This is a genomic window from Halomonas sp. IOP_6 (genome assembly GCF_021151565.1).
Taxonomy (GTDB): domain Bacteria; phylum Pseudomonadota; class Gammaproteobacteria; order Pseudomonadales; family Halomonadaceae; genus Vreelandella; species Vreelandella alkaliphila.
In genome coordinates this window covers 252,564-273,778 of sequence record NZ_JAIRBO010000006.1, presented here as the reverse complement: position 1 = coordinate 273,778, position 21,215 = coordinate 252,564, and the positions used below count along the sequence as shown (strand labels likewise).

Genomic DNA, 21,215 nt, shown 5'->3' with positions numbered 1-21,215 from the left:
GCCCACTTAGAAACTACGAGAGCACGCCATGAAAACCGTCACCCTGAGCACTCTGCAGGCGTATAAGCGCGCCGGCGAAACGTTCAGTTGCCTGACCGCTTACGATGCCTCTTTTGCCCATGCCGCCAGCGCTGCAGGCGTTGATGTTCTGCTAGTCGGCGATTCCCTAGGCATGGTCTTACAAGGGCACACTAGTACGCTTCCCGTGACTATTGAAGATATTTGCTACCACACACGCTGCACGGCGCGTGGCAAAGGCCATAGCCTGTTGATGGTGGACTTGCCGTTTATGAGCAACGCCACCACGGAACGCATGCTAGAAGATTCTGCCGCATTGATGCGTGCTGGCGCTGAACTGGTAAAAGTCGAAGGCGAAGCATGGATGGCCGACGGTATCCGTGAGATGACCCGCCGCGGCGTCCCGGTATGCGCCCACCTTGGGTTAACACCGCAAACGGTCTACCAGTTAGGTGGTTATAAAGTGCAAGGCCGCGAAGCCGCCCAGGCCGAACAAATTATCAATGATGCCAAAGTGCTCGTTGAGGCAGGTGCTTCCGTGATTTTGCTGGAATGTGTACCAGCCAGTCTTGGCAAAGCGGTAACTGAAGCCTTAGACGTCCCAGTGATTGGCATCGGCGCAGGCCCTGATACCGATGGCCAAATTCTAGTCATGCACGACGTGCTAGGCGTTACTCATGGCCGCACACCGCGCTTCGTCAAGAATTTCATGGCTGATGCTGAAAGCATTCAAAGCGCATTTGCACACTACCATGAAGCGGTTAAAACCCGTACTTTCCCAGCCGCTGAGCACTGTTTTTAAGCGCCAACTGGAACGACCACGACCTCTTTATGCGCACTTTACGAGATATCAACGAATTACGCAGCACGCTCCGCGAATACCGCCAGCGTGGCCAACGCATTGCCTTAGTGCCCACCATGGGCAACTTGCATCAAGGCCACTTGACGCTTGTGGCCAATGCTCGTCAGCACGCTGACGTCGTCATTTCAAGCCTGTTCGTGAACCCAATGCAGTTCGGTCCCGGGGAAGACCTGGACGCCTACCCACGGACGCTCGAGGCAGACCAAGCGCAGTTGACTGATGCTGGCTGCGATATTCTCTTCGCCCCCACCGTCAGCGCGCTTTACCCCAATGGCCTGGCTGCCCAGACTCTCGTGCATGTCCCCGACGTAGGTGAAGGGTTGTGCGGAGGCTCGCGCCCTGGGCACTTTGATGGCGTTTCTACCGTGGTCAGCATGCTATTTAATCTGGTGCAGCCGGATGTAGCTTGCTTCGGTGAAAAAGATTACCAGCAACTTGCGGTCATTCGTAAGCTGGTGAGTGATCTACACATGCCTATCGAGATTATCGGCGTACCGATTGTGCGCGCTGATGACGGCCTAGCGCTCTCCTCTCGTAATGGTTATTTAAGTGCGTCTGAGCGCGCAAAAGCCCCCATGCTATATCGCACCTTATGCGAGCTACGCGATGCGTTAGAGCGCGGCACCTCCATCGAAGAGGTACTACAACAGGGTAAAACGGCACTGTATGATGCTGGCTTTACGCCTGACTACCTTGAGCTACGTGACGCAACGCTTGCTCCTGTGAGCAGCTCGACACGCAGTGCCGTGCTACTAGCAGCGGCTAAGCTAGGCCCCGCTCGACTTATTGACAACATCAGCGTGCAGCTCCCAGACGCTGCCACTGACACTAGCGCGTAAGCTAGTTTCGCTATTTAGGAGTTTCTATGCACACGATTATGCTTAAAGCCAAGCTGCATATGGCTCGCGTTACCCACGCGGTACTCAATTACGAAGGTTCCTGTGCTATCGACGGGGAATTGCTGGATATGGCCGGTATTCGCGAAAACGAGCAAATCCAGATCTATAACGTGGAAAACGGCGAGCGCTTCACTACCTACGCGATTCGTGGAGAAGAAGGCTCTCGGCTAATTTCCATCAATGGTGCAGCCGCGCATTTAGCCTCACCGGGGCATCGGATTATTATTTGTAGTTACGCTCACTACTCCGAAGCAGAGCTTGAAAAGCATCAGCCTGCGCTTGTCTATCTGCAAGAAGGCAATCACGTTAGCCACACCAGCAATGCGATTCCTGTCCAATTAGCGTAAGCCAAGCAGTTGAGTAAGCAGCTATTTAACGGGCCGTTTTACGGCCCGTTTTTATTTGCCTAAAAAAGCGTATTGCCGCAATGCACAACCTTCCCCTATGCTGATAGATAAGTTCGACACAACATGCTAACAACAATGGAGAGTCCGCTTCCCCTGAAGCCTCTGTCCTCACTCGGAACGTTGCGTTACTTACCCAAGGAGTCATCATATGCAAGACGTGGTTATTGTCGCCGCTCGCCGCACCGCCGTAGGAAGCTTTGGTGGATCACTCGCTGGCATTCCTGCTAGCGATTTAGGTGCATTGGTTATTAAAGACATTCTCGCCGCTACCGGCGTTGCCCCAGAGCAAATTGATGAAGTGTTGCTAGGCCAAGTGCTGACAGCTGGCGTAGGCCAAAACCCTGCGCGCCAGGCGGCTATCAAAGCTGGTCTGCCTGATGCCGTTCCAGCCATGACGATCAACAAGGTATGCGGCTCAGGCCTCAAGGCCCTGCACTTGGCTACCCAGGCCATCCGTTGCGGTGACGCCAGCGTTATTCTGGCAGGTGGACAGGAAAACATGTCTGCGTCCCCCCACATCCTGCCTAACTCGCGTAACGGTCAGCGCATGGGCGACTGGAAAGCGATTGATTCCATGGTTCACGATGGCCTGTGGGATGCATTCAACAACTATCACATGGGTATTACCGCGGAAAACCTAGCGGAAAAATACAGTATCACTCGCGAAGCGATGGATGAGTTCGCGGCGGCCTCTCAGCAAAAAGCTGCGCAAGCTATCAGAGATGGTAAATTCAAAGGCCAGATCGTTCCTGTGGAAATTCCGCAGCGCAAAGGCGATCCAGTGGTGTTTGATACGGATGAGAACCCACGGGAAGTTACCGCTGAGAAGCTAGGTGGTATGCGCCCCGCGTTCAAGAAAGACGGCACCGTTACCGCCGGTAACGCCTCCTCCTTAAACGATGGCGCTGCAGTGGTGATGCTTTGCTCAGCAGAAAAAGCCAAAGAACTTGGCTTAGAGCCACTGGCGCGTATTGCCGCTTACTCTAACGCTGGCGTTGACCCAGCAATTATGGGCATTGGCCCAGCTCCGGCCACCCGCCGCTGCCTCGAAAAAGCGGGCTGGAGCCTGGACGACCTTGACCTAGTAGAAGCTAACGAAGCATTCGCTGCTCAAGCGCTTTCAGTCAACAAAGAGTTGGGCTGGGATGTCAGCAAAGTGAACGTGAATGGCGGTGCTATTGCACTAGGCCACCCGATCGGTGCTTCTGGCTGTCGTATTTTGGTTAGCTTACTGCATGAAATGATTGCGCGTGATGCTAAGAAAGGCCTAGCCACCCTGTGTATCGGCGGCGGCCAAGGCGTCGCACTGGCGATTGAGCGCCCTTAACCACTTTTTCAATACGGTTAAACGTCATGCCCCCGCTACTTAGCGGGGGCATTTTTGTTAGCTTATTTTTACGGCTTTTTTAAGGACTAGCGACGCTTCTCCCCTACAATGCTCGAAGGCGTTCGCCATACCAGTAAAGCCCCGAGCAAAAACAGCACTGATGCCGCCCACATAGCAATCGGCAGGCTAGTGCCATCAACGATACGTCCACCAAACATGGCTCCTAAACCAATTGACATATTAAAGGTAAAGGCCATCAGCGCGGTAGCAGCCTCGGTATTAGGTGCCGTACGTATAATCCAGGTTTGAATACTTACTGATACGCTGCCAAAAACAGCCCCCCATACCATTAGCAGCAGTACGCCGCTGGTAGGTTGAACTCCCAGTAGCGGGAAAATAGCCACAACTAACAGTAACAAGCTAGGAATGGCCAGCACCGCCCGATAAGGGTGACGCCCAGCAAAGATACCTGCCGCGATATTACCTAAAATCCCGGCCGCCCCATATAGCAACAACAAACTGCCAACATGACGCTGAGCCACGCCACTAATCTCCTGCAGAATGGGGCTAATAAAGGTATAAGCAGCAAAGTGCCCAATTACGACAAAGCCAGTGGTTAACACCGCGACACGCACGCCGCGATTGCTAAACTGCTGCGCTAACATACGCAACCGTACCGGCTCTCTTGGCGGCAGTGGCGGTAGCCAACACCATAGTGCAATGGAGGTTAAAAGACTCAGCCCTCCTAGCGCACCAAACGCCACCCGCCAGTTGCTCAGGTCCCCAAGCAGCGTGCCTAACGGCACCCCCAATACTGACGCAGCGGCCACACCACCGAAAATAATCGTCATGGCCTTGGCAACTTGATCGCTGGGCACCAGCCTTGGGGCAATACTGCCCGCAATGGCCCAAAACCCACCGATACTAATGCCCACCAACACACGGGCTGCCAGTAGTAACCCAAAATTGCTGGCCACTGCTGAAAGCGCGCTGCCAATCACCATCACAATCATCATCACCGTGAGCATAATGCGTCTATCTAGACGGCCTACCGCGACCGGCAACAGAGGCGCTGAGAAAGCGGCAACAACTCCCGGCACGGTCACCATAAGGCCCGCCATACCTGGTGTGACACCCATTGACGACGCCACCTGGGACAATAACCCTATAGGCAGTTGCTCAGCTGTCACCAATAAAAAAATGCCGATCATCACGGCCACTACCGCCCACCAACGCGGCGCTTGCTCCTTCTCCATGTTCTCTTCTCTTTTCCTATACTGCCTATAAAACGACACCGCCCCCGCAACTGAAAGCTGCGGGGGCGGCCGTTACGTCTACATCGCTTTAGTTAGCGACGTCCGCCTCGGCAGCGGCAAAAGCTGCTTTCTCTTCCTCGGTGATCTCTTTGATTGAGAGTTTCACACGATTGCGGTTGTCGATATCCAATACTTTCACAATCACATCATCGCCTTCATTTAAGAAGTCGCGCACGTTGTTAACGCGCTCGGCAACAATTTGCGATATGTGAACCAAGCCGTCGGTACCCGGCATGATATTAACGAAAGCGCCAAAGTCCGCAATGCGAACTACTTTACCGTTATAAAGCTTACCAATTTCCGCCTCTGCGGTAATTGCCAGCACGGTATCGATCGCTTTTTTGGCTGCGGCTTTATCTTCGGCGTAGATGCGCACGGTGCCATCATCATCTAGATCAATAGAAGCGCCGGTATCTTCGCAAATCTTACGAATCGTCGCGCCGCCTTTACCGATCACATCACGAATCTTGTCCGGATCAATTTTGATTGTCGCCATAGACGGAGCATTCTCCGACACATCGGTACGACTTTGACTGATCACGTCGTTCATCTGAGCAAGGATACTGAGGCGAGCATCATGAGCCTGCTGCAGCGCTTTCTCCATGATCTCTTCATTGATGCCTTCAATCTTAATGTCCATCTGTAGAGCAGTAACGCCCTCTTCAGAACCGGCAACTTTGAAGTCCATATCGCCCAGGTGATCTTCGTCACCCAGGATATCGGTCAATACCGCATAGCCGTCTTCATCTTTCACCAAGCCCATGGCAATACCTGCCACCGGTGCTTTTAATGGTACACCAGCATCCATCAGCGCGAGCGAGGAGCCGCACACTGACGCCATGGAGCTAGAACCGTTAGATTCGGTGATTTCCGATACCACACGGATGGTATAGGGGAAAACGTCTTCTGACGGCAGCATCGCTTGAACGCCACGGCGTGCTAAACGGCCATGGCCAATTTCGCGACGCTTCGGGCCGCCCATAAAGCCGGCTTCACCAACACAGTAAGGAGGGAAGTTGTAGTGCAGCATAAAGCGGTCTTTACGCTCACCTTCCAGGGACTCGATCAGCTGCGAATCGCGCAGGGTGCCCAAGGTAGCAATGGCGATGGCCTGAGTTTCACCACGGGTAAATACTGCCGAACCGTGTGTCTTAGGCAGTACACCCACCTCAATCGCTAGAGGACGTACAGTGGCATTGTCGCGTCCATCGATACGGGGCTCGCCTTTTACGACACGAGAGCGTACAACGCGCTTTTCAAGGCCAGCAAACGCACCTTTCACGTCATCTTTGCTGAACTTACCTTCTACTTCTTCGCCTTCAGCAGTGGCCAACTGTGCAACCGCTTCATCTTTCAGCGCTGACAGCGCATCTTGACGAGCCATTTTGTCAGTAATGCGATAAGCATCACCTACCTTGGCTTCAAAGGCATCGGCCATGGCCGTTTTCAGTGCTACATTTTCTTGAGCAGGCTGCCAATCCCAACGCGGTTTGCCAGCGTCAGCGACCAGCTCTTTAATCGCGCTAACGGCTACCTGCATTTCTTGGTGACCAAACAGCACGGCACCAAGCATTTCGTCTTCAAGCAGTTCCTGAGCTTCCGACTCCACCATCAATACGGCGTTTTCGGTACCGGCAACAACCATGTCCAGCTCTGAGGTAGTCAGCTCTTCAACGGTTGGGTTTAGGAAGTAGCCCTGCTCTTCATTAAAGCCCACACGTGCCGCGCCAATCGGGCCGTTGAACGGCACACCAGCAATACCCAGCGCTGCCGAAGTGCCCAGTAGGGCTGCGATATCGGGGTCATGATTACGATCAGTCGACAGAACAGTACAGATAACCTGCACTTCGTTCATAAACCCTTTAGGAAATAGCGGACGGATCGGACGATCAATCAGACGTGAGGTAAGGGTTTCTTTCTCAGTAGGACGCCCTTCGCGCTTAAAGAAGCCGCCGGGGATCTTGCCCACTGCGTAGGTTTTCTCTTGGTAGTGTACCGAGAGTGGGAAGAAAGGCTGATTGGGGTTTGCTTCTTTTTTAGCCACAACCGTACACAGTACGACGGTTTCATCCATGGTCACCATAACGGCACCAGTGGCTTGGCGAGCAATACGCCCAGTTTCTAGGGTGACGGTGCTACGACCGTATTGAAACGTTTTTTTTACCGGATTCACGGCGACTTCCTTTAACATTAATATCTACTTGTCTTTTCGCTTGGGTCGTTTTGACTCGCCACCATTCTAGGCGCTGTGGCGCCATACGGCTACCAGAAACAAAAAAACGGGCAGCCCACAAGGGGCTGCCCGTTTTTGATCGTTGCCGTTAACGCTTAACGACGCAGACCTAAACGCTGAATCAGAGACTGATAGCGTTCAAAATCTTTACGCTTCAGGTAATCCAACAGCTTACGACGCTGGTTTACCATGCGGATCAGACCACGACGAGAGTGGTGATCCTGCTTGTTGGTTTTGAAGTGGTCCTGCAGGCCATTAATGTTGGCGCTCAGCAGTGCAACCTGAACTTCAGGGGAACCGGTATCGTTATCGCCGCGGCCGTATTCGTTGACGATCTCGGCCTTCTTCTCAGCGGTTAATGCCATCTGTCTCTCCAGTAAGCAATATGCCTAAAATTGAATGGGTGAGACCACGCATATTTGCAGTCTCATGCAACTATCTTCACGTACAATTTTCGCGCAAATCGCTACGTCCTTGCAACGCTTTACGAGATAGCGACGGTACTTAACAGCCGCTTGGGAGCTACTTCCTGCGCCCCTTTTACAACGCCAAGGCCGATAAACGTCTCAGCGTAATAAAGTCTTGCCAGCGTATCAGGCTCAAGCACACCAATGGCTAAACTAGCCGATTGGCCGTGTGCAAGACGCCCGTAAGCCGTTTCATCCACCGTCAGCGACGGCAAATGATCGACCAGCACATCCGCAGGCATTAGTTCAGCCTCTCGGGTGGCTTGATCTGCCAGCGCCTCAAGGCCCTCCAGTGTCCACATTGCATCGCCGGTAAAGGGCCCCGTTTTGAGCCTTCTCAACTGGCTAATGTGGGCACCACAGCCCAGCGCATGACCAATATCTTCAGCCAAGGTGCGAATATACGTGCCTTTGCTGCAGCTGACTTCAATCTCAAAGGCAGTGCCCTCGAAAGCAAGCAGCCGCGCATCATACACGCTTACTCGCCGCGCTGCACGCTCAACGTGCTTACCCTCACGGGCAAGCTCATACAGCTTTTTGCCTTGATGCTTCAATGCCGAATACATCGGCGGCACTTGGTCAATCTCGCCGTGAAAGCGAGCTAGGACTGACTCGACATCCCCAGCCGTTAAGCGGGGGACCTCTCGCCGTTCAATGACCGTGCCTTCGGCATCACCGGTGTCTGTAATCACACCCAGTTCTACACGGGTGCGATACATCTTGTCGGCTTCTAACAGGTGCGCGGAAAACTTAGTAGCTTCCCCAAGGCAAATAGGTAACAAGCCTGTTGCCATAGGGTCCAGCGTGCCGGTATGACCGGCTTTTTGCGCCTCAAACAGACGACGCACACGCTGCAGCGCATGGTTGCTGGAAATACCCTTAGGCTTATCCAGCAGCAATACGCCATTAACCGGCAATCCGCGACGGCGACGTGCCATTAGCGCGTCTCCTCACCATTGTCATTGTCGCTTCCCTCTTCATCATCCTGCTGGCGTGCGCGGTCAGTTGAAACCGCTTCGTCGATCAGTGACGAGAGGTGCTGGCCACGTACCACGCTTTCATCGTAATGAAAGCGCAGTTCAGGTACGTGACGCAGCTTAATACGCTTGGCAATTTGGCTTCTTAGAAAGCCTCCAGCGCGCTTTAGCACCTGCAGGTTTTCTTTGATACGCGCGGGATCTTGCTCACCCAATAAGGTGACATAGATATCGGCGTAGCCAAGATCACGGCTAACGGTCGCGCCGCTCACCGTTATCATGCCCAAACGCGGGTCTTTTACTTCGCGCTGGATCAGTACTGCCAGCTCCTTTTGGAGCTGGTCAGCAACTCGGTCGGTACGCTTAAATTCGCGCATGATTGCTCCTCGCGGCCTTACAGGCTGCGCTCGACCTTCACTTGGTCAAAGACTTCGATCTTATCGTTGACCTGAACATCGTTGTAGTTCTTCACGCCGATGCCGCATTCCATGCCGTTACGCACTTCTTGAACGTCATCTTTGAAGCGGCGCAGCGACTCGAGCTCGCCTTCGTAAATCACCACGTTGTCACGCAGTACACGGATACGTTTGCTGCGCGATACGGTGCCTTCGACAACCATACAGCCAGCCACTGCACCAATTTTCGGTGCGCGGAACACATCGCGTACTTCGGCCACACCCACGATCTCTTCTTTCCACTCGGGAGCAAGCATACCGCTCATCGCCTGCTTAACCTCATCGATCAGCTGGTAAATAACGCTGTAGTAGCGCAGATCCAGACCTTCACGTTCGATGATTTCACGAGCAGCCGCATCAGCACGGACGTTGAAGCCAACGACGATGGCCTCAGAAGCAAGCGCCAAGTTGGCATCAGTACCGGTGATACCGCCAACACCCGAAGAGACCACGGCGACTTCAACTTCACCGGTGGAGAGTTCTTCCAAGGCGCCTTTGATAGCTTCCAGCGAACCTTGAACGTCAGCTTTCAGAACGATGTTGACCTTGGCCACTTCGTCTTGACCCATCTGGCTGAACATGTTCTCCAGCTTGGCCTTCTGCTGACGTGCCAGGCGCACTTCGCGGTATTTGCCTTGACGGAAGTTAGCCACTTCACGGGCTTTCTTCTCATCGGCAACGACCATGAAGTCATCACCTGCGTCCGGCGTGCCATCCAAACCTTGGATTTCGACCGGCATAGCAGGACCAGCGGTATCCACTTGCTTGCCCAGCTCATTGGTAAGCGCACGAACGCGGCCGTAATGCAGACCAGCAAGAACGATATCGCCTTTCTTCAGCGTGCCGTTTTGTACCAGAACAGTGGCTACCGGACCGCGACCTTTATCAAGGCGCGATTCAACAACAACGCCTTTACCAGGTGCAGAAGGTACAGCCGTCAATTCAAGTACTTCTGACACAAGCTGAATGGCTTCCAACAGCTCTTCGATGCCATCGCCAGTCTTCGCAGAAACGTGCACAAACTGGGTGTCACCACCCCATTCCTCTGAAATCACGCCATGCTGCGAGAGCTCATTACGAATGCGGTCCAGATCGATGCCCTGCTTGTCGATCTTGTTCACCGCCACCACCATGGGTACTTCAGCAGCTTTGGAGTGTTCGATCGCTTCAATCGTCTGGGGCATTACGCCGTCGTCAGCAGCAACAACCAGGATAACGACGTCAGTCGCTTTAGCACCACGGGCACGCATTGCGGTAAACGCCGCGTGGCCAGGGGTATCCAGGAAGGTAACGCCGCCGTGGTTGTCTTCCACGTGGTAAGCACCGATGTGCTGGGTAATACCGCCCGCTTCGCCAGTGGCGACTTTCGCGCGACGGATATAATCCAACAGCGATGTTTTACCGTGGTCAACGTGGCCCATAACAGTGACCACCGGTGAACGAGTAATCTCTTCGCCTTCGTAGGAGATGCCTTCCAGCATTTCCGTTTCCAGCGCATCGTCCTTCACTAGCTTGACCTTGTGGCCCATCTCTTCCACAACGATAGCCGCAGTATCCTGGTCAATCGTTTGGTTGATGGTCACGGCCGCGCCCATGTTGAACATGGCCTTGATCACTTCATTGGCCTTGATCGACATTTTGTCGGCCAGCTCAGCAACGCTGATGGACTCAGGAATCGAGACTTCACGGACGATCGGCTGAGTCGGCTTTTGGAAAGCATGCTTGCCGTTGCCACTCTGGCTGGCACCACCACGACGACCGCCGCGACGCTCGGCACGTTTGACTTTCTTACCGCCACCACCGCGCTTACGTTCTTCGCGGTCGCCACGATCCTCATCGTCACTACGGCCTTTTTTCTTAGCCGCTGCCTTTTTAGGCGGCGCTGTACGACGATCCGTGCGGCCTTCTTTCGGCGGCGCAGGCGGCAAATCATCAGGTGCCGGGGTATCGTCGATTTGCAGCTCAGGCACAGCGATATCGGGCACTTCAGCCGCTTTTGCCTTGGCTTTCTCTTCCTCGGCTTTACGTGCAGCATCTTCCGCTGCTTTCGCTTTAGCCGCTGCCGCCTTCTCTTCAGCTTCGCGGATATCGCGAGCTTTACGCTCGGCTTCCGCTTCTGCCATATCGCCTACCAGCTGACGCGGACCAGAATGCTTAGGCTCAGGCGCTTTCGGCTTATCGTCTTCGGCGCTCTTAACGTACGTTTTCTTCTTACGCACCTGCACTTCGATCGTTTTGCCACGTTCGCCCGTTTTAATACGGCTACGGGTTTTACGCGTCAACGTAATGCGGTTTTTGCTAGCATCGCTGTCACCGCCGCCATGGCTTTTTTTCAAAAAGCTTAGCAGCGTTTGCTTATCGTCTTCAGACACGGCGTCACTTTCTGACGCATGTTTTAAACCAGCTTCTTTCATCTGTTCCAATAGGCGGGGCACATCACGGCCCACCTTTACTGCAAAATCTTTAACTGTCATATCCGACATAGTGACCCTCCTCAGCCCGTGACCTTTTACTGTGTGTTCGAATCCGATACGCCATCGTCTTCAAACCAGGGCGCACGGGCAGTCATGATCAGTGCCGCTGCGCGCGCTTCGTCCAACTCCTCGATATCGACCAGATCGTCGACAGACTGCTCGGCGAGATCTTCCATGGTGACGATGCCTCGGCTAGCCAGAATGAAGGCCAGGTGGCGCTCCATGCCGTCCATGTCCAGCAGATCGTCTGCTGGTTGGGCACCGTCTAGCGCTTCCTCCGAGGCAATGGCCATCGTCAGCAGCTCGTCTTTCGCTCGTGCGCGCAGCTCTTCCACCAAATCTTCATCGAACTCTTCGATTTCGAGCATCTCTTCAAGCGGCACGTAGGCAACTTCTTCCAGGGTGGTAAACCCTTCTTCTACTAATAGGCGGGCAACGTCTTCGTCCACTTCCAGATGCTGAACAAAGGAGTCCACCAGGCTATCAATTTCCTGCTCACGTTTTGACTCAGCTTCATCTTCGGTCATCACGTTAATACGCCAGCCGGTTAGCTCAGAAGCTAAGCGCACGTTCTGGCCGCTACGACCAATGGCTTGCGCCAGATTGTCTTGAGCAACGGCAACGTCCATGGCGTGAGCATCTTCGTCAACCAGGATAGACGCCACATCGGCAGGTGCCATGGCATTTATCACCAACTGCGCTGGGTTATCGTCCCACAGCACAATATCGACACGCTCATTTTGCAGCTCTGACGACACTGCCTGTACGCGGGAACCGCGCATACCAACACACGCCCCAACAGGATCGATGCGGCGGTCGTTAGTTTTAACGGCGATTTTGGCCCGCGAGCCAGGGTCGCGCGCTGCACCCTTGATTTCAATCAGCTGTTCAGCAATTTCCGGCACTTCAATTTTAAACAGCTCAATGATGAACTCAGGACAGGTACGTGACAGCTGTAGCTGCGCACCACGCGCCTCTGGATCAACTTTTACTAGCAAGGCGCGTACCCGCTCATTCATGCGGTAGCGCTCACCGTGGATCATTTCGTTACGCGGCAAGAACGCTTCAGCGTTTTCACCCAGGTCGATAATCAACCCGTCACGGGTGGTTTTCTTGACGATACCTGCCACCAACTCGCCTTCGCGGTCAGCGTACTGACGAACCACTTCAGCGCGTTCGGCTTCACGTACCTTTTGCACGATAACCTGCTTTGCAGTTTGTGCAGCGATACGGCCAAACACGGCATTTTCAATCTTTTTCTCAACCACATCGCCTAGTTTCAGCGGCGGATCACGCTGCTCGGCGATGGTTTCTTTAATTTCATAATCAGGTGTTTCAAATTCGTCATCTTCGACAACGGTCCAGTAGCGGAACGTATCGTAGTCGCCCGTGCGGCGGTCGATATGAACGCGCACATTGGCTTCTTCTTGATCAAAACGCTTGCGTGACGCGCTAGCTAGCGCGGCCTCAACCGCCTCAAAAATAACATCGCGGGGGACGCCTTTTTCGTTAGAGATCGCGTCCACGACCATTAAAATTTCTTTACTCATGCGTTTGCCTCGCCAGAAAACCTGTCCTTTTGTGCATCATCCCGGCAGCCTGCCGGAAGCCGCCACCCGTTTATTCGTCGAATTGCGGGACGACGTGCGCAGAATCGATGCTTTCGATTGGAAAACAGTACTCTTCGCCATCCAGCTGTAGCAGTACTTCATCGCCTTCGACACCAGCGAGAAGGCCTTGGTATTTACGCCGTCCATCAAAAGCCACGCGCAATTTGAGCGCAACGTGGTGGCCTTGATAACGAATAAATTGATCCAGGGTATATAAGGGACGTGCCATACCAGGCGACGAGACTTCCAAGCGGTATTCGCCAGGAATGGGATCTTCCACATCCATAACGGCACTGACTTGGCGACTAATATCAGCGCAGTCTTCCACGCTGACGCCACTTTCGCGTTCGATATAAATTACCAGCCGCGAATGCTTGCCCTGGGAAAGATGGTCGATACCCCATAGCTCAAAACCCATGGCGGCTACGACAGGTTCGATCAGCGCGTGAAGCGCAGCGTGTTTTGTGGCCACAGACAAAGCTCCTATAGCCGTTGCATCAGGCACCTGGCCAGGAGTTGAATGAGAAGCTAGGTGGCTGATTGGCGTTACCCGGAAATGTGTCTCTGGCAATTCGGAAGACTTCCGCTCTGGAGACACTCTTGGCTCTCGAAAAGCTACTAACAAAAAGCCCCTTCACAGGAAGGGGCTTTTCGAAAGAAACCTGTAATACCACCTAATAACATGATTTGGCTTTCGCCCTTGCCCAACCAACATCAAGATTAACTAACATCAAGACTTTTTAGGCGATTAACATGTTACTAGTAAATGGTAGCGGGGACCGGATTTGAACCGATGACCTTCGGGTTATGAGCCCGACGAGCTACCAGACTGCTCCACCCCGCATCAATCTAGGTCGACGATAATAGACACTTGAACCACTTTCGTCAACCTTTCTTTTCAAGTGCATTTTTCGTCTTAGGTGCCAATCCCTACTTTTTGACAATAGCCCTTTAATGAAGCTTATTTGACAAAACAACTCTGGGAAGCTGGTAAACCAGCAAAACAGATGGTGCCGAAGGCGGGACTTGAACCCGCACGACCATACGGTCACTACCCCCTCAAGATAGCGTGTCTACCAATTCCACCACTTCGGCAACAGGGGAGGCTAAAAAAAGCAGTATCAATATGTTACTCGCTGCTTTCCTCTAGCACTGGCGCGGTATTATCCATACTTGCAGGGCCATCGTCAAGCGTTGGAATATTGCGCTGCTGTTCAATCAGGCGAGAGTCGGGAATACCCGCTTCGGGCGCTTGTCCTGCCTGGGTCGCAAAATAAGCCAATGCCATTGAGGTAACAAAAAAGCCGGCGGCTAAAAGCCCCGTTGCGCGAGACAAAAAGTTACCACTACCCCGCGAACCAAACACAGTTTGCGATGCCCCTCCACCAAAGGCGGCACCCGCTTCGGCACCTTTACCCTGCTGAAGCAGGATTAGCACAACCAAGGCGATCGCAATCACCACGTGAACCATAAGAATTGCAACTTGCATGGGATTATCCTGCTGACTGACAAATGGCGTAGAAATCGTCGGTTTTAAGTGAAGCACCGCCCACTAAACCGCCGTCGATATCCGGCTGAGCAAGCAACTCAGCCGCATTATTTGCATTCATGCTGCCGCCGTAAAGCAACTTAAGCTGCTCGGCTAGCATTTTATCAAACCCGGCCTGATAGGTACGAATACCGGCCATTACTTCCTGAGCCTGCTCTGGGGTTGCGGTACGGCCTGTCCCAATTGCCCATACAGGCTCATAGGCAATAACAACCTTAAGCCGCTGTGCCGGCTCTAAACGCGCCATTGCATAGCCAACTTGCCGCAATACAACATCCATCGTGCTACCGGCATCGCGCTCTTCTAGGGTTTCACCCACACAAAGAATCGGCGTGATGCCGACATCAAGCGCAGCGACCAAGCGGTCAAACACCTGCTCATCACCTTCTTTGTATAGCTGGCGACGCTCAGAGTGACCAACCAGCACATAGGCCACATCAAACTCTTTAAGCATACGCCCGCTGATCTCACCCGTATGCGCACCTGAGTGCTGAGGATTGAGCGTCTGCGCCCCTAACTGTAACGGCGTATTTTGGAAAGCACTTCGTGCAGCTTCCAAATAAGGAAACGGCGGAATAACTACAACGTCGATATCATTAGGCAGCTTGGACGCGGTGAAGGCGTCTCCGAACGCTTGAATCAACGCCGTGGAGCCGTTCATTTTCCAGTTACCGGCAATTAATGGCGTACGCATCGATTATCCTCACTCAAGGTGGAGCGAAATGGTATAGGAGCGGCCTTGTCAAGACAACCGCTGTTATACAGGTTAGTTAGTTGGGGCGTGGCAAGCATACTCGCCTATCAAACACATTTACCAAGCTAGCTGAGCAACGCCTGGACCTGATCGGCAAGTTTATGCGCTAGACGGTCAACATCCAGGTGAGCCCGCCCTTCCACCATCACTCGGATTAGCGGCTCAGTGCCCGACGGCCGTAGCAACACTCTACCCTGGTCACCCAGCTCAGCTTCAAGGGCAGCCACCGCTTCGAGTAGCGGCTTTGCCGTCATGACATCTTTTGCGTTGGTGCCCCCAGGCAGCCTGACGTTAACCAGCGACTGGGGCACCTTTTCCAAGCCCGTCAAGAGAGACAGTAGCGGCTTTTGCTCTCGCACCATCAACGCCAACACTTGCAACGCTGAAACAATCCCATCGCCCGTCGTTTGAGCATGACCACATACAATATGACCTGATGACTCGCCTCCCAGCTCCCAACCGTTGGCAGCCATCATCTCCATGACAAAGCGATCACCCACTTTCGCGCGCTGAAAGGGAATCCCCAGCCGCTCCAGCGCCATGGCAAGCCCGAAGTTGCTCATCAGAGTGCCTACCACGCCGCCTTCAAGCAGCCCCCGTTCGTGACGATCTCGGGCAATCAGGTAAAGAATATCGTCGCCATCCACCTCACGGCCATCGGCATCTACCAACAGCACTCGATCTCCATCACCATCAAAGGCAATGCCTAAATCAGCGCCTTGCTGAATCACCGCTGCACGCAGCGCTGCGGGATGGGTAGACCCCACTTGATGGTTAATATTCAACCCATCAGGGGAAGAACCAATCACGCTAACATCAGCGCCGAGCTCACGAAATACGTTTGGCGCAATGTGGTAGGTAGCCCCATGAGCACAATCCAATACCACTTTTAGACCATGCAGGCTGAGACGATCAGGTAACGTCGATTTGCAGAACTCGATATAGCGCCCGGCAGCATCGTCAATACGCGTCGCTTTACCCAACTGAGCCGCGCTCGCCGTTGTCAGAGGTGCATCAAGCATCGTCTCAATGCGATCTTCAATCTCGTCGGGTAGCTTTTTACCCTCGGCAGAGAAAAACTTAATGCCGTTATCATCAAAGGGGTTATGCGACGCGGAAATCACAATCCCAGCGTCGGCGCGAAAGGTACGCGTTAGATAGGCGATCCCCGGTGTAGGCATTGGCCCCAACAACGAAACATCGACGCCTGCGGCAGACAGCCCCGCTTCCAAGGCTGACTCAAACATATAGCCAGAGATGCGCGTATCTTTACCAATTAACACACGTGTGCGGCCTTTTTCACGGCGCAGCACCTGACCCACCGCCCACCCCAGTTTGAGCATAAAATCGGCAGTAATAGGCGCTTGCCCAACCGTACCGCGAATCCCATCGGTACCAAAATAACGTCGCGTCATGGCATCATCTCCTTATTTAGCTGCGTCTCGCAGCCTTCCTGAAGCACCGCCCATGCCATATTTACGGCATCTACCGTGGGCCCTACATCATGCACGCGCAAAATATTGGCGCCCCGCTCAACCGCCATGGCTGCTAGCGCAAGACCTCCGGCCAAGCGCTCTTCCACCGGGCGACCCAACACTTTACCAATCATGCTTTTCCGCGACATCCCCACTAACAGCGGCAACTCCAGCGCCCGAAGCTCATCCATATACTTCAGCAAGCGCAGGTTATGTTCAATGGTTTTGCCAAAACCAAAACCAGGATCTATCAATAGACGGCTACGACGAATTCCAACGGCTTCACATGCCGCTACCCGCTCAGCAAGATAGTCGGCAACCACTCGCTCAACTGGCTGACCATAATAGGGCGACTGCTGCATATCCTGGGGCTCACCTTGGCGATGCATTAAACACACAGGCAGGCCGGTGCTTGCTGCAGCGCCGAGCGCACCCTCGCGCTCTAGCGCTCGCACATCGTTAATCATACCAGCGCCAAGCGCGCTTACTTCTCGCATAACGACAGGGCTACTGGTATCCACTGACACCAGCGCATCTAGCTCGTGCACTAACGCTTCAACCACAGGCGCCACACGATCTAACTCTTCTTGCTCTGATACAGGACTAGCCCCTGGCCTTGTCGACTCCCCGCCCACGTCAATCATCGCAGCACCTTCCGCCAACATTTGTTCAGCGTGGTGCAGCGCGCTATCTAGACCAACGTGTTGCCCGCCATCAGAGAAGGAGTCCGGAGTAACATTCAGAATCCCCATTACCCGTGGAAACGAAAGATCTAATGAATGGCGCCCACAGCGCAGGTGATATGCGCTATCCGCTGCCCGTGAAGGCGATGAAGAGTCAACTATCGGTTTCATGCTGCGGCCTACTAAAAGAAAAAACGTGTTTGCAATTGCTTCACAGCATAACAAAAAGGCGCCCCGTTATGGGGCGCCTTTGCTAACATCTCTAACACTCACACACGTTAAGGGCCTGCGGGACCGCCTAACGGGTCAGAAGGACGACGGCGTGGCTCGTCATCATCTTCTTCGCCATCGTCGCCAGACGCATCAGAAGGCGTATCGTCAGCCTTTTCCCCAGCCTTCTCTTCAGGCTTATCGTCGCTAACACGCGTGCCGCCGCCAGATGAATCACCGTCGTTCCAGCCTTCTGGCGGACGCGGATCGCGCCCCTCCATAATATCTTTCAGCTGATCAGCATCGATGGTTTCGTACTTCATCAGTGCTTCGGCCATCGCGTCTAGCTTGTCGCGATTATCTTCCAAAATCTGACGAGCCTGCTCGTAACACTCGTCGATAATCTTGCGCACTTCTTTATCGAGACGAGACGTTGTTTCGCCAGATTTTAGCTTACCGCCACCCTGACCGGGGCCACCAAGGAACTGGTGGGACTCATCCTCGTCGTACATGATCGGGCCCATCTCATTCGACAGCCCCCACTTAGCGACCATGTTATGAGCGAGCTCGGTAGCACGCTTGATATCGTTTGAAGCGCCCGTTGTAACACCGTTAGCGCCCAACGTCATCTCTTCGGCAATACGTCCACCAAACAGCGAGCAAATCTGACTGAGAATTTGTTGGCGAGACAGGCTGTAACGATCTTCTTCCGGCAAGAACATCGTAACACCTAGCGCACGGCCACGCGGGATGATCGTCACTTTGTAAACAGGATCATGCTCGGGCGCAACCAAGCCAATAATGGCATGACCTGATTCGTGATACGCCGTGTTGAGCTTCTCTTTATCGGTCATAACCATCGATTTGCGCTCAGCGCCCATCATGATCTTGTCTTTAGCAAGCTCCAGCTCTTCCATGGCAACCAAGCGCTTGTTACGACGAGCGGCAAACAGCGCTGCCTCGTTGACCAAGTTCGCAAGGTCCGCACCAGAGAAGCCTGGCGTACCGCGCGCAATTAGCTGCGGCTTAACATCATCCGCCAGCGGCACTTTACGCAGGTGAACGCCCAGAATATGTTCACGACCACGAATATCCGGCAGCCCAACCGTTACTTGACGGTCGAAACGACCCGGACGTAGCAGCGCAGGATCAAGCACGTCAGGGCGGTTAGTGGCCGCAATGACGATGACACCTTCATTAGCTTCGAAGCCATCCATCTCTACCAGCAACTGGTTGAGTGTCTGCTCACGCTCATCATTGCCGCCACCCATGCCAGCACCACGTGAGCGGCCAACCGCATCGATTTCATCAATAAAGATGATGCAAGGCGCTTGTTTCTTGGCTTGCTCAAACATGTCACGAACGCGTGAAGCACCAACGCCCACAAACATCTCAACAAAGTCTGAACCAGAGATAGAGAAAAACGGTACTTTGGCTTCGCCCGCAATGGACTTGGCCAGCAGCGTTTTACCCGTTCCTGGCGGACCTACCATCAATACACCGCGCGGGATTGTGCCACCCAAACGCTGGAATTTAGTAGGATCACGCAAGAAGTCTACAAGCTCTTCAACTTCTTCTTTCGCCTCGTCGCAGCCTGCAACATCGGCAAAAGTTGTCTTGATCTGATCCTGGGAAAGCAGTTTGGCTTTCGACTTACCAAAACTCATTGGACCGCCTTTACCGCCACCGGCTCCACCCTGCATTTGGCGCATAAAGAACATAAAGATGGCCAGAATAAGCAGAATCGGGAAGCTCGCAATCAGCAAGCGCGTCCAGATGCTTTGTTGTTCCGGCTCTTTACCGACAACGGTCACGTTGTTGCTTAGCAGATCATCCATCAGCTTAGGATCTTCCGCCGACGGGCGAATGGTCTGGAACTGAGAACCATCCGTACGCTCACCAATGATGGTATAGCCATCAATCGTGACACTACGTACCTGCTGATTTTGCACCTGCTGCACAAACTGAGAGTAGTTGGTGGTTTGCGGTGCGCTTTCCGTACTGAAATTGTTGAACACTGTCAGTAGAACGGCCGCGATGACCAACCACAGAATCAGGTTCTTCGCCATATCGTTCAAGGGGCTACCCTCATTACAAGAATCCGTCAGTTAACCGTTAATACTCAGACCTTACACTAGAGCTTAACGTTCAACCATTGCCAAAGCACATTTTGCTTTGGGCCATCTGTGTCACGCTCGTCCAATGTGCATAATGTGACACAATTTACGCCTGCCTGTCTGGCAATCGTGGTGATAAATCTTTGCTATTACCCGCCAGTATCTACACGCTCGCACTTACTGACGAGTACAGGGCAACGTCTCGTTAGCCTCGAAATCCTTCCGCTAAAAAATAGACTTCCCGCGAGCGCGCCCTCGAAGCATCCGGCTTGCGAGTCACAACACGATCAAAGCTACTTCGGAGCTCTTTCAAATAGGTATCAAATCCTTCGCCTTGAAATACCTTAGCCAGAAAACGCCCGCCAGGCGGTAGCGTTTCTCGCGCAAGTTCCAAAGCGAGTTCAACAAGGTACATTGCCTGTGGCTGATCAATAGCCGCCATACCACTCATATTGGGGGCCATATCAGACATCACAAGGTCTACCTGACGATTTCCTAGACGTTCAAGAATCGCGTTAAGCACGCTCTCTTCAGTAAAATCGCCCTGGATAAAGTCAACGCCGGCTAGGGCATCCATCTCTAATATGTCTGACGCTATCACGACACCCTCAGGCCCCACCTTTTCTGCGGCAATTTGACTCCACCCCCCTGGGGCAGCGCCTAGATCAATTACCGTCATGCCGGGGCGAAACAGTTTATCCTTTTCATCAAGCTCAAGCAGCTTATAGCTTGCACGGGAGCGATAGCCATCTTGCCAGCGTTGTTTCACATACTGATCGTCGAAATGTTCTTTCTTCCAGTTGTTGCTGGTCTTGCTCACTGAATGTTTACGGCTTGGGGGCTTTTGCTGCATGTGGGAATCTAACACTGGAATAAGAGATGGGCGCATTCACGCGATTGCTTTCACTTAACGGCATTTCACCGTAAGATGGAGCGTTAAGCGCTAACCGGGATACCGCAAGATACCATGAGCTTGTCACAGGCACAAAAGAAAGCATTTCGTAGCATTGGCCACCACCTCAATCCAGTGGTCACCGTTTCTGAGAACGGCGTCTCCGAAAATTTGCTCGCAGAACTCAGCCGCGCGCTCAACGATCACGAGCTCATCAAAGTGAAGCTCGCTATTACAGAGCGGGACGACCGTGTCGCAATGCTCAATGAGCTAGTCGCCGACAGTAACGCCGAGCTAGTACAAACCATTGGCAAAATGGCGCTGCTCTATCGCCGTAACCCAAAGGTAAACCCCAAGCTTTCCAACATCACGCGTTTTGAAAACCACCACGGACGGCATTAACCCACACGTGGCTCGTTAACCAACGCATGATACTAAAAGGCCCGCGACGTCACCGTCACGGGCCTTTTAGTGTGCCTGGATTGCAGGC

Annotated in this window: 19 protein-coding genes and 2 tRNA genes; 5 read left to right on the top strand and 16 right to left on the bottom strand. The window is 53.4% G+C overall.

The window, feature by feature from the left end; genetic code table 11:
- Positions 1 to 28 precede the first annotated feature (28 nt).
- The 4 genes from panB (at position 29) to K7H08_RS13340 (ending at position 3,513) form a co-directional block, all read left to right on the top strand.
- A complete protein-coding gene (panB, locus tag K7H08_RS13355) occupies positions 29 to 820 on the top strand; it encodes a 3-methyl-2-oxobutanoate hydroxymethyltransferase (protein ID WP_083000738.1) in 792 nt (263 codons plus the stop codon).
- Positions 821 to 849: 29 nt separating this feature from the next.
- On the top strand, positions 850 to 1,719 hold the full coding sequence (gene panC / locus K7H08_RS13350; protein ID WP_231658230.1) for a pantoate--beta-alanine ligase: 870 nt from the start codon (positions 850 to 852) through the stop codon (positions 1,717 to 1,719).
- Between the two features lie 26 nt (positions 1,720 to 1,745).
- Positions 1,746 to 2,126: an aspartate 1-decarboxylase gene (gene panD / locus K7H08_RS13345; RefSeq protein ID WP_038480729.1), complete on the top strand. Its 381-nt coding sequence runs from the start codon at positions 1,746 to 1,748 to the stop codon at positions 2,124 to 2,126.
- A gap of 208 nt (positions 2,127 to 2,334) precedes the next feature.
- The gene (locus K7H08_RS13340; protein ID WP_231658229.1) at positions 2,335 to 3,513 is read left to right on the top strand and encodes an acetyl-CoA C-acetyltransferase; all 1,179 of its coding nucleotides are present in this window, start codon (positions 2,335 to 2,337) and stop codon (positions 3,511 to 3,513) included.
- 86 nt (positions 3,514 to 3,599) lie between these two features.
- Here the strand turns inward: K7H08_RS13340 and K7H08_RS13335 are convergent, their stop codons facing one another.
- From K7H08_RS13335 to rlmE, 16 genes are all read right to left on the bottom strand, one after another.
- Positions 3,600 to 4,769: an MFS transporter gene (locus K7H08_RS13335; protein ID WP_038480722.1), complete on the bottom strand. Its 1,170-nt coding sequence runs from the start codon at positions 4,767 to 4,769 to the stop codon at positions 3,600 to 3,602.
- A gap of 88 nt (positions 4,770 to 4,857) precedes the next feature.
- Positions 4,858 to 7,020 (bottom strand): polyribonucleotide nucleotidyltransferase, encoded by a 2,163-nt coding sequence (gene pnp / locus K7H08_RS13330; RefSeq protein WP_231658228.1) that lies wholly within the window; start codon positions 7,018 to 7,020, stop codon positions 4,858 to 4,860.
- 137 nt (positions 7,021 to 7,157) lie between these two features.
- Entirely contained in the window at positions 7,158 to 7,427 is a 270-nt protein-coding gene (rpsO, locus tag K7H08_RS13325; RefSeq protein ID WP_009723734.1) for a 30S ribosomal protein S15, read from the bottom strand.
- Positions 7,428 to 7,546: 119 nt separating this feature from the next.
- Positions 7,547 to 8,467 carry a tRNA pseudouridine(55) synthase TruB gene (truB, locus tag K7H08_RS13320; RefSeq protein ID WP_198349514.1) on the bottom strand — a complete coding sequence of 307 codons (921 nt, stop codon included), beginning with the start codon at positions 8,465 to 8,467 and terminating at the stop codon, positions 7,547 to 7,549.
- The gene (gene rbfA, locus K7H08_RS13315) at positions 8,467 to 8,883 is read right to left on the bottom strand and encodes a 30S ribosome-binding factor RbfA (protein ID WP_038480714.1); all 417 of its coding nucleotides are present in this window, start codon (positions 8,881 to 8,883) and stop codon (positions 8,467 to 8,469) included. The genes truB and rbfA overlap by 1 nt, the downstream gene beginning before the upstream one ends.
- A 17-nt stretch (positions 8,884 to 8,900) precedes the next feature.
- The gene (gene infB / locus K7H08_RS13310; RefSeq protein ID WP_038480711.1) at positions 8,901 to 11,444 is read right to left on the bottom strand and encodes a translation initiation factor IF-2; all 2,544 of its coding nucleotides are present in this window, start codon (positions 11,442 to 11,444) and stop codon (positions 8,901 to 8,903) included.
- Positions 11,445 to 11,470: 26 nt separating this feature from the next.
- Complete coding sequence (nusA, locus tag K7H08_RS13305) at positions 11,471 to 12,985, bottom strand: transcription termination factor NusA (protein WP_009723738.1); 1,515 nt, start codon at positions 12,983 to 12,985, stop codon at positions 11,471 to 11,473.
- A 70-nt stretch (positions 12,986 to 13,055) separates the two neighbouring features.
- Positions 13,056 to 13,517, bottom strand: coding sequence for a ribosome maturation factor RimP (gene rimP, locus K7H08_RS13300; protein ID WP_030074116.1), 462 nt, complete (start codon positions 13,515 to 13,517; stop codon positions 13,056 to 13,058).
- Between the two features lie 295 nt (positions 13,518 to 13,812).
- Positions 13,813 to 13,889: transfer RNA gene (locus K7H08_RS13295), tRNA-Met, on the bottom strand.
- Between the two features lie 164 nt (positions 13,890 to 14,053).
- A tRNA-Leu gene (locus K7H08_RS13290) sits at positions 14,054 to 14,140 on the bottom strand.
- A gap of 34 nt (positions 14,141 to 14,174) precedes the next feature.
- Complete coding sequence (gene secG / locus K7H08_RS13285; RefSeq protein WP_009723741.1) at positions 14,175 to 14,534, bottom strand: preprotein translocase subunit SecG; 360 nt, start codon at positions 14,532 to 14,534, stop codon at positions 14,175 to 14,177.
- Between the two features lie 4 nt (positions 14,535 to 14,538).
- The gene (gene tpiA, locus K7H08_RS13280; RefSeq protein WP_095604440.1) at positions 14,539 to 15,288 is read right to left on the bottom strand and encodes a triose-phosphate isomerase; all 750 of its coding nucleotides are present in this window, start codon (positions 15,286 to 15,288) and stop codon (positions 14,539 to 14,541) included.
- A 125-nt stretch (positions 15,289 to 15,413) separates the two neighbouring features.
- Entirely contained in the window at positions 15,414 to 16,763 is a 1,350-nt protein-coding gene (gene glmM, locus K7H08_RS13275; protein ID WP_038480703.1) for a phosphoglucosamine mutase, read from the bottom strand.
- Positions 16,760 to 17,677, bottom strand: a complete 918-nt coding sequence (folP, locus tag K7H08_RS13270; RefSeq protein WP_038486484.1) for a dihydropteroate synthase — start codon at positions 17,675 to 17,677, stop codon at positions 16,760 to 16,762. Before folP ends, glmM begins: the two co-directional genes overlap by 4 nt.
- Before the next feature lie 107 nt (positions 17,678 to 17,784).
- A complete protein-coding gene (gene ftsH, locus K7H08_RS13265; protein ID WP_038480700.1) occupies positions 17,785 to 19,794 on the bottom strand; it encodes an ATP-dependent zinc metalloprotease FtsH in 2,010 nt (669 codons plus the stop codon).
- A gap of 244 nt (positions 19,795 to 20,038) precedes the next feature.
- On the bottom strand, positions 20,039 to 20,686 hold the full coding sequence (rlmE, locus tag K7H08_RS13260) for a 23S rRNA (uridine(2552)-2'-O)-methyltransferase RlmE (protein ID WP_038480697.1): 648 nt from the start codon (positions 20,684 to 20,686) through the stop codon (positions 20,039 to 20,041).
- A 114-nt stretch (positions 20,687 to 20,800) separates the two neighbouring features.
- Between rlmE and yhbY the strand changes: the two genes are divergently transcribed.
- Complete coding sequence (yhbY, locus tag K7H08_RS13255) at positions 20,801 to 21,127, top strand: ribosome assembly RNA-binding protein YhbY (protein ID WP_038480694.1); 327 nt, start codon at positions 20,801 to 20,803, stop codon at positions 21,125 to 21,127.
- The last annotated feature ends 88 nt before the right edge of the window (positions 21,128 to 21,215 follow it).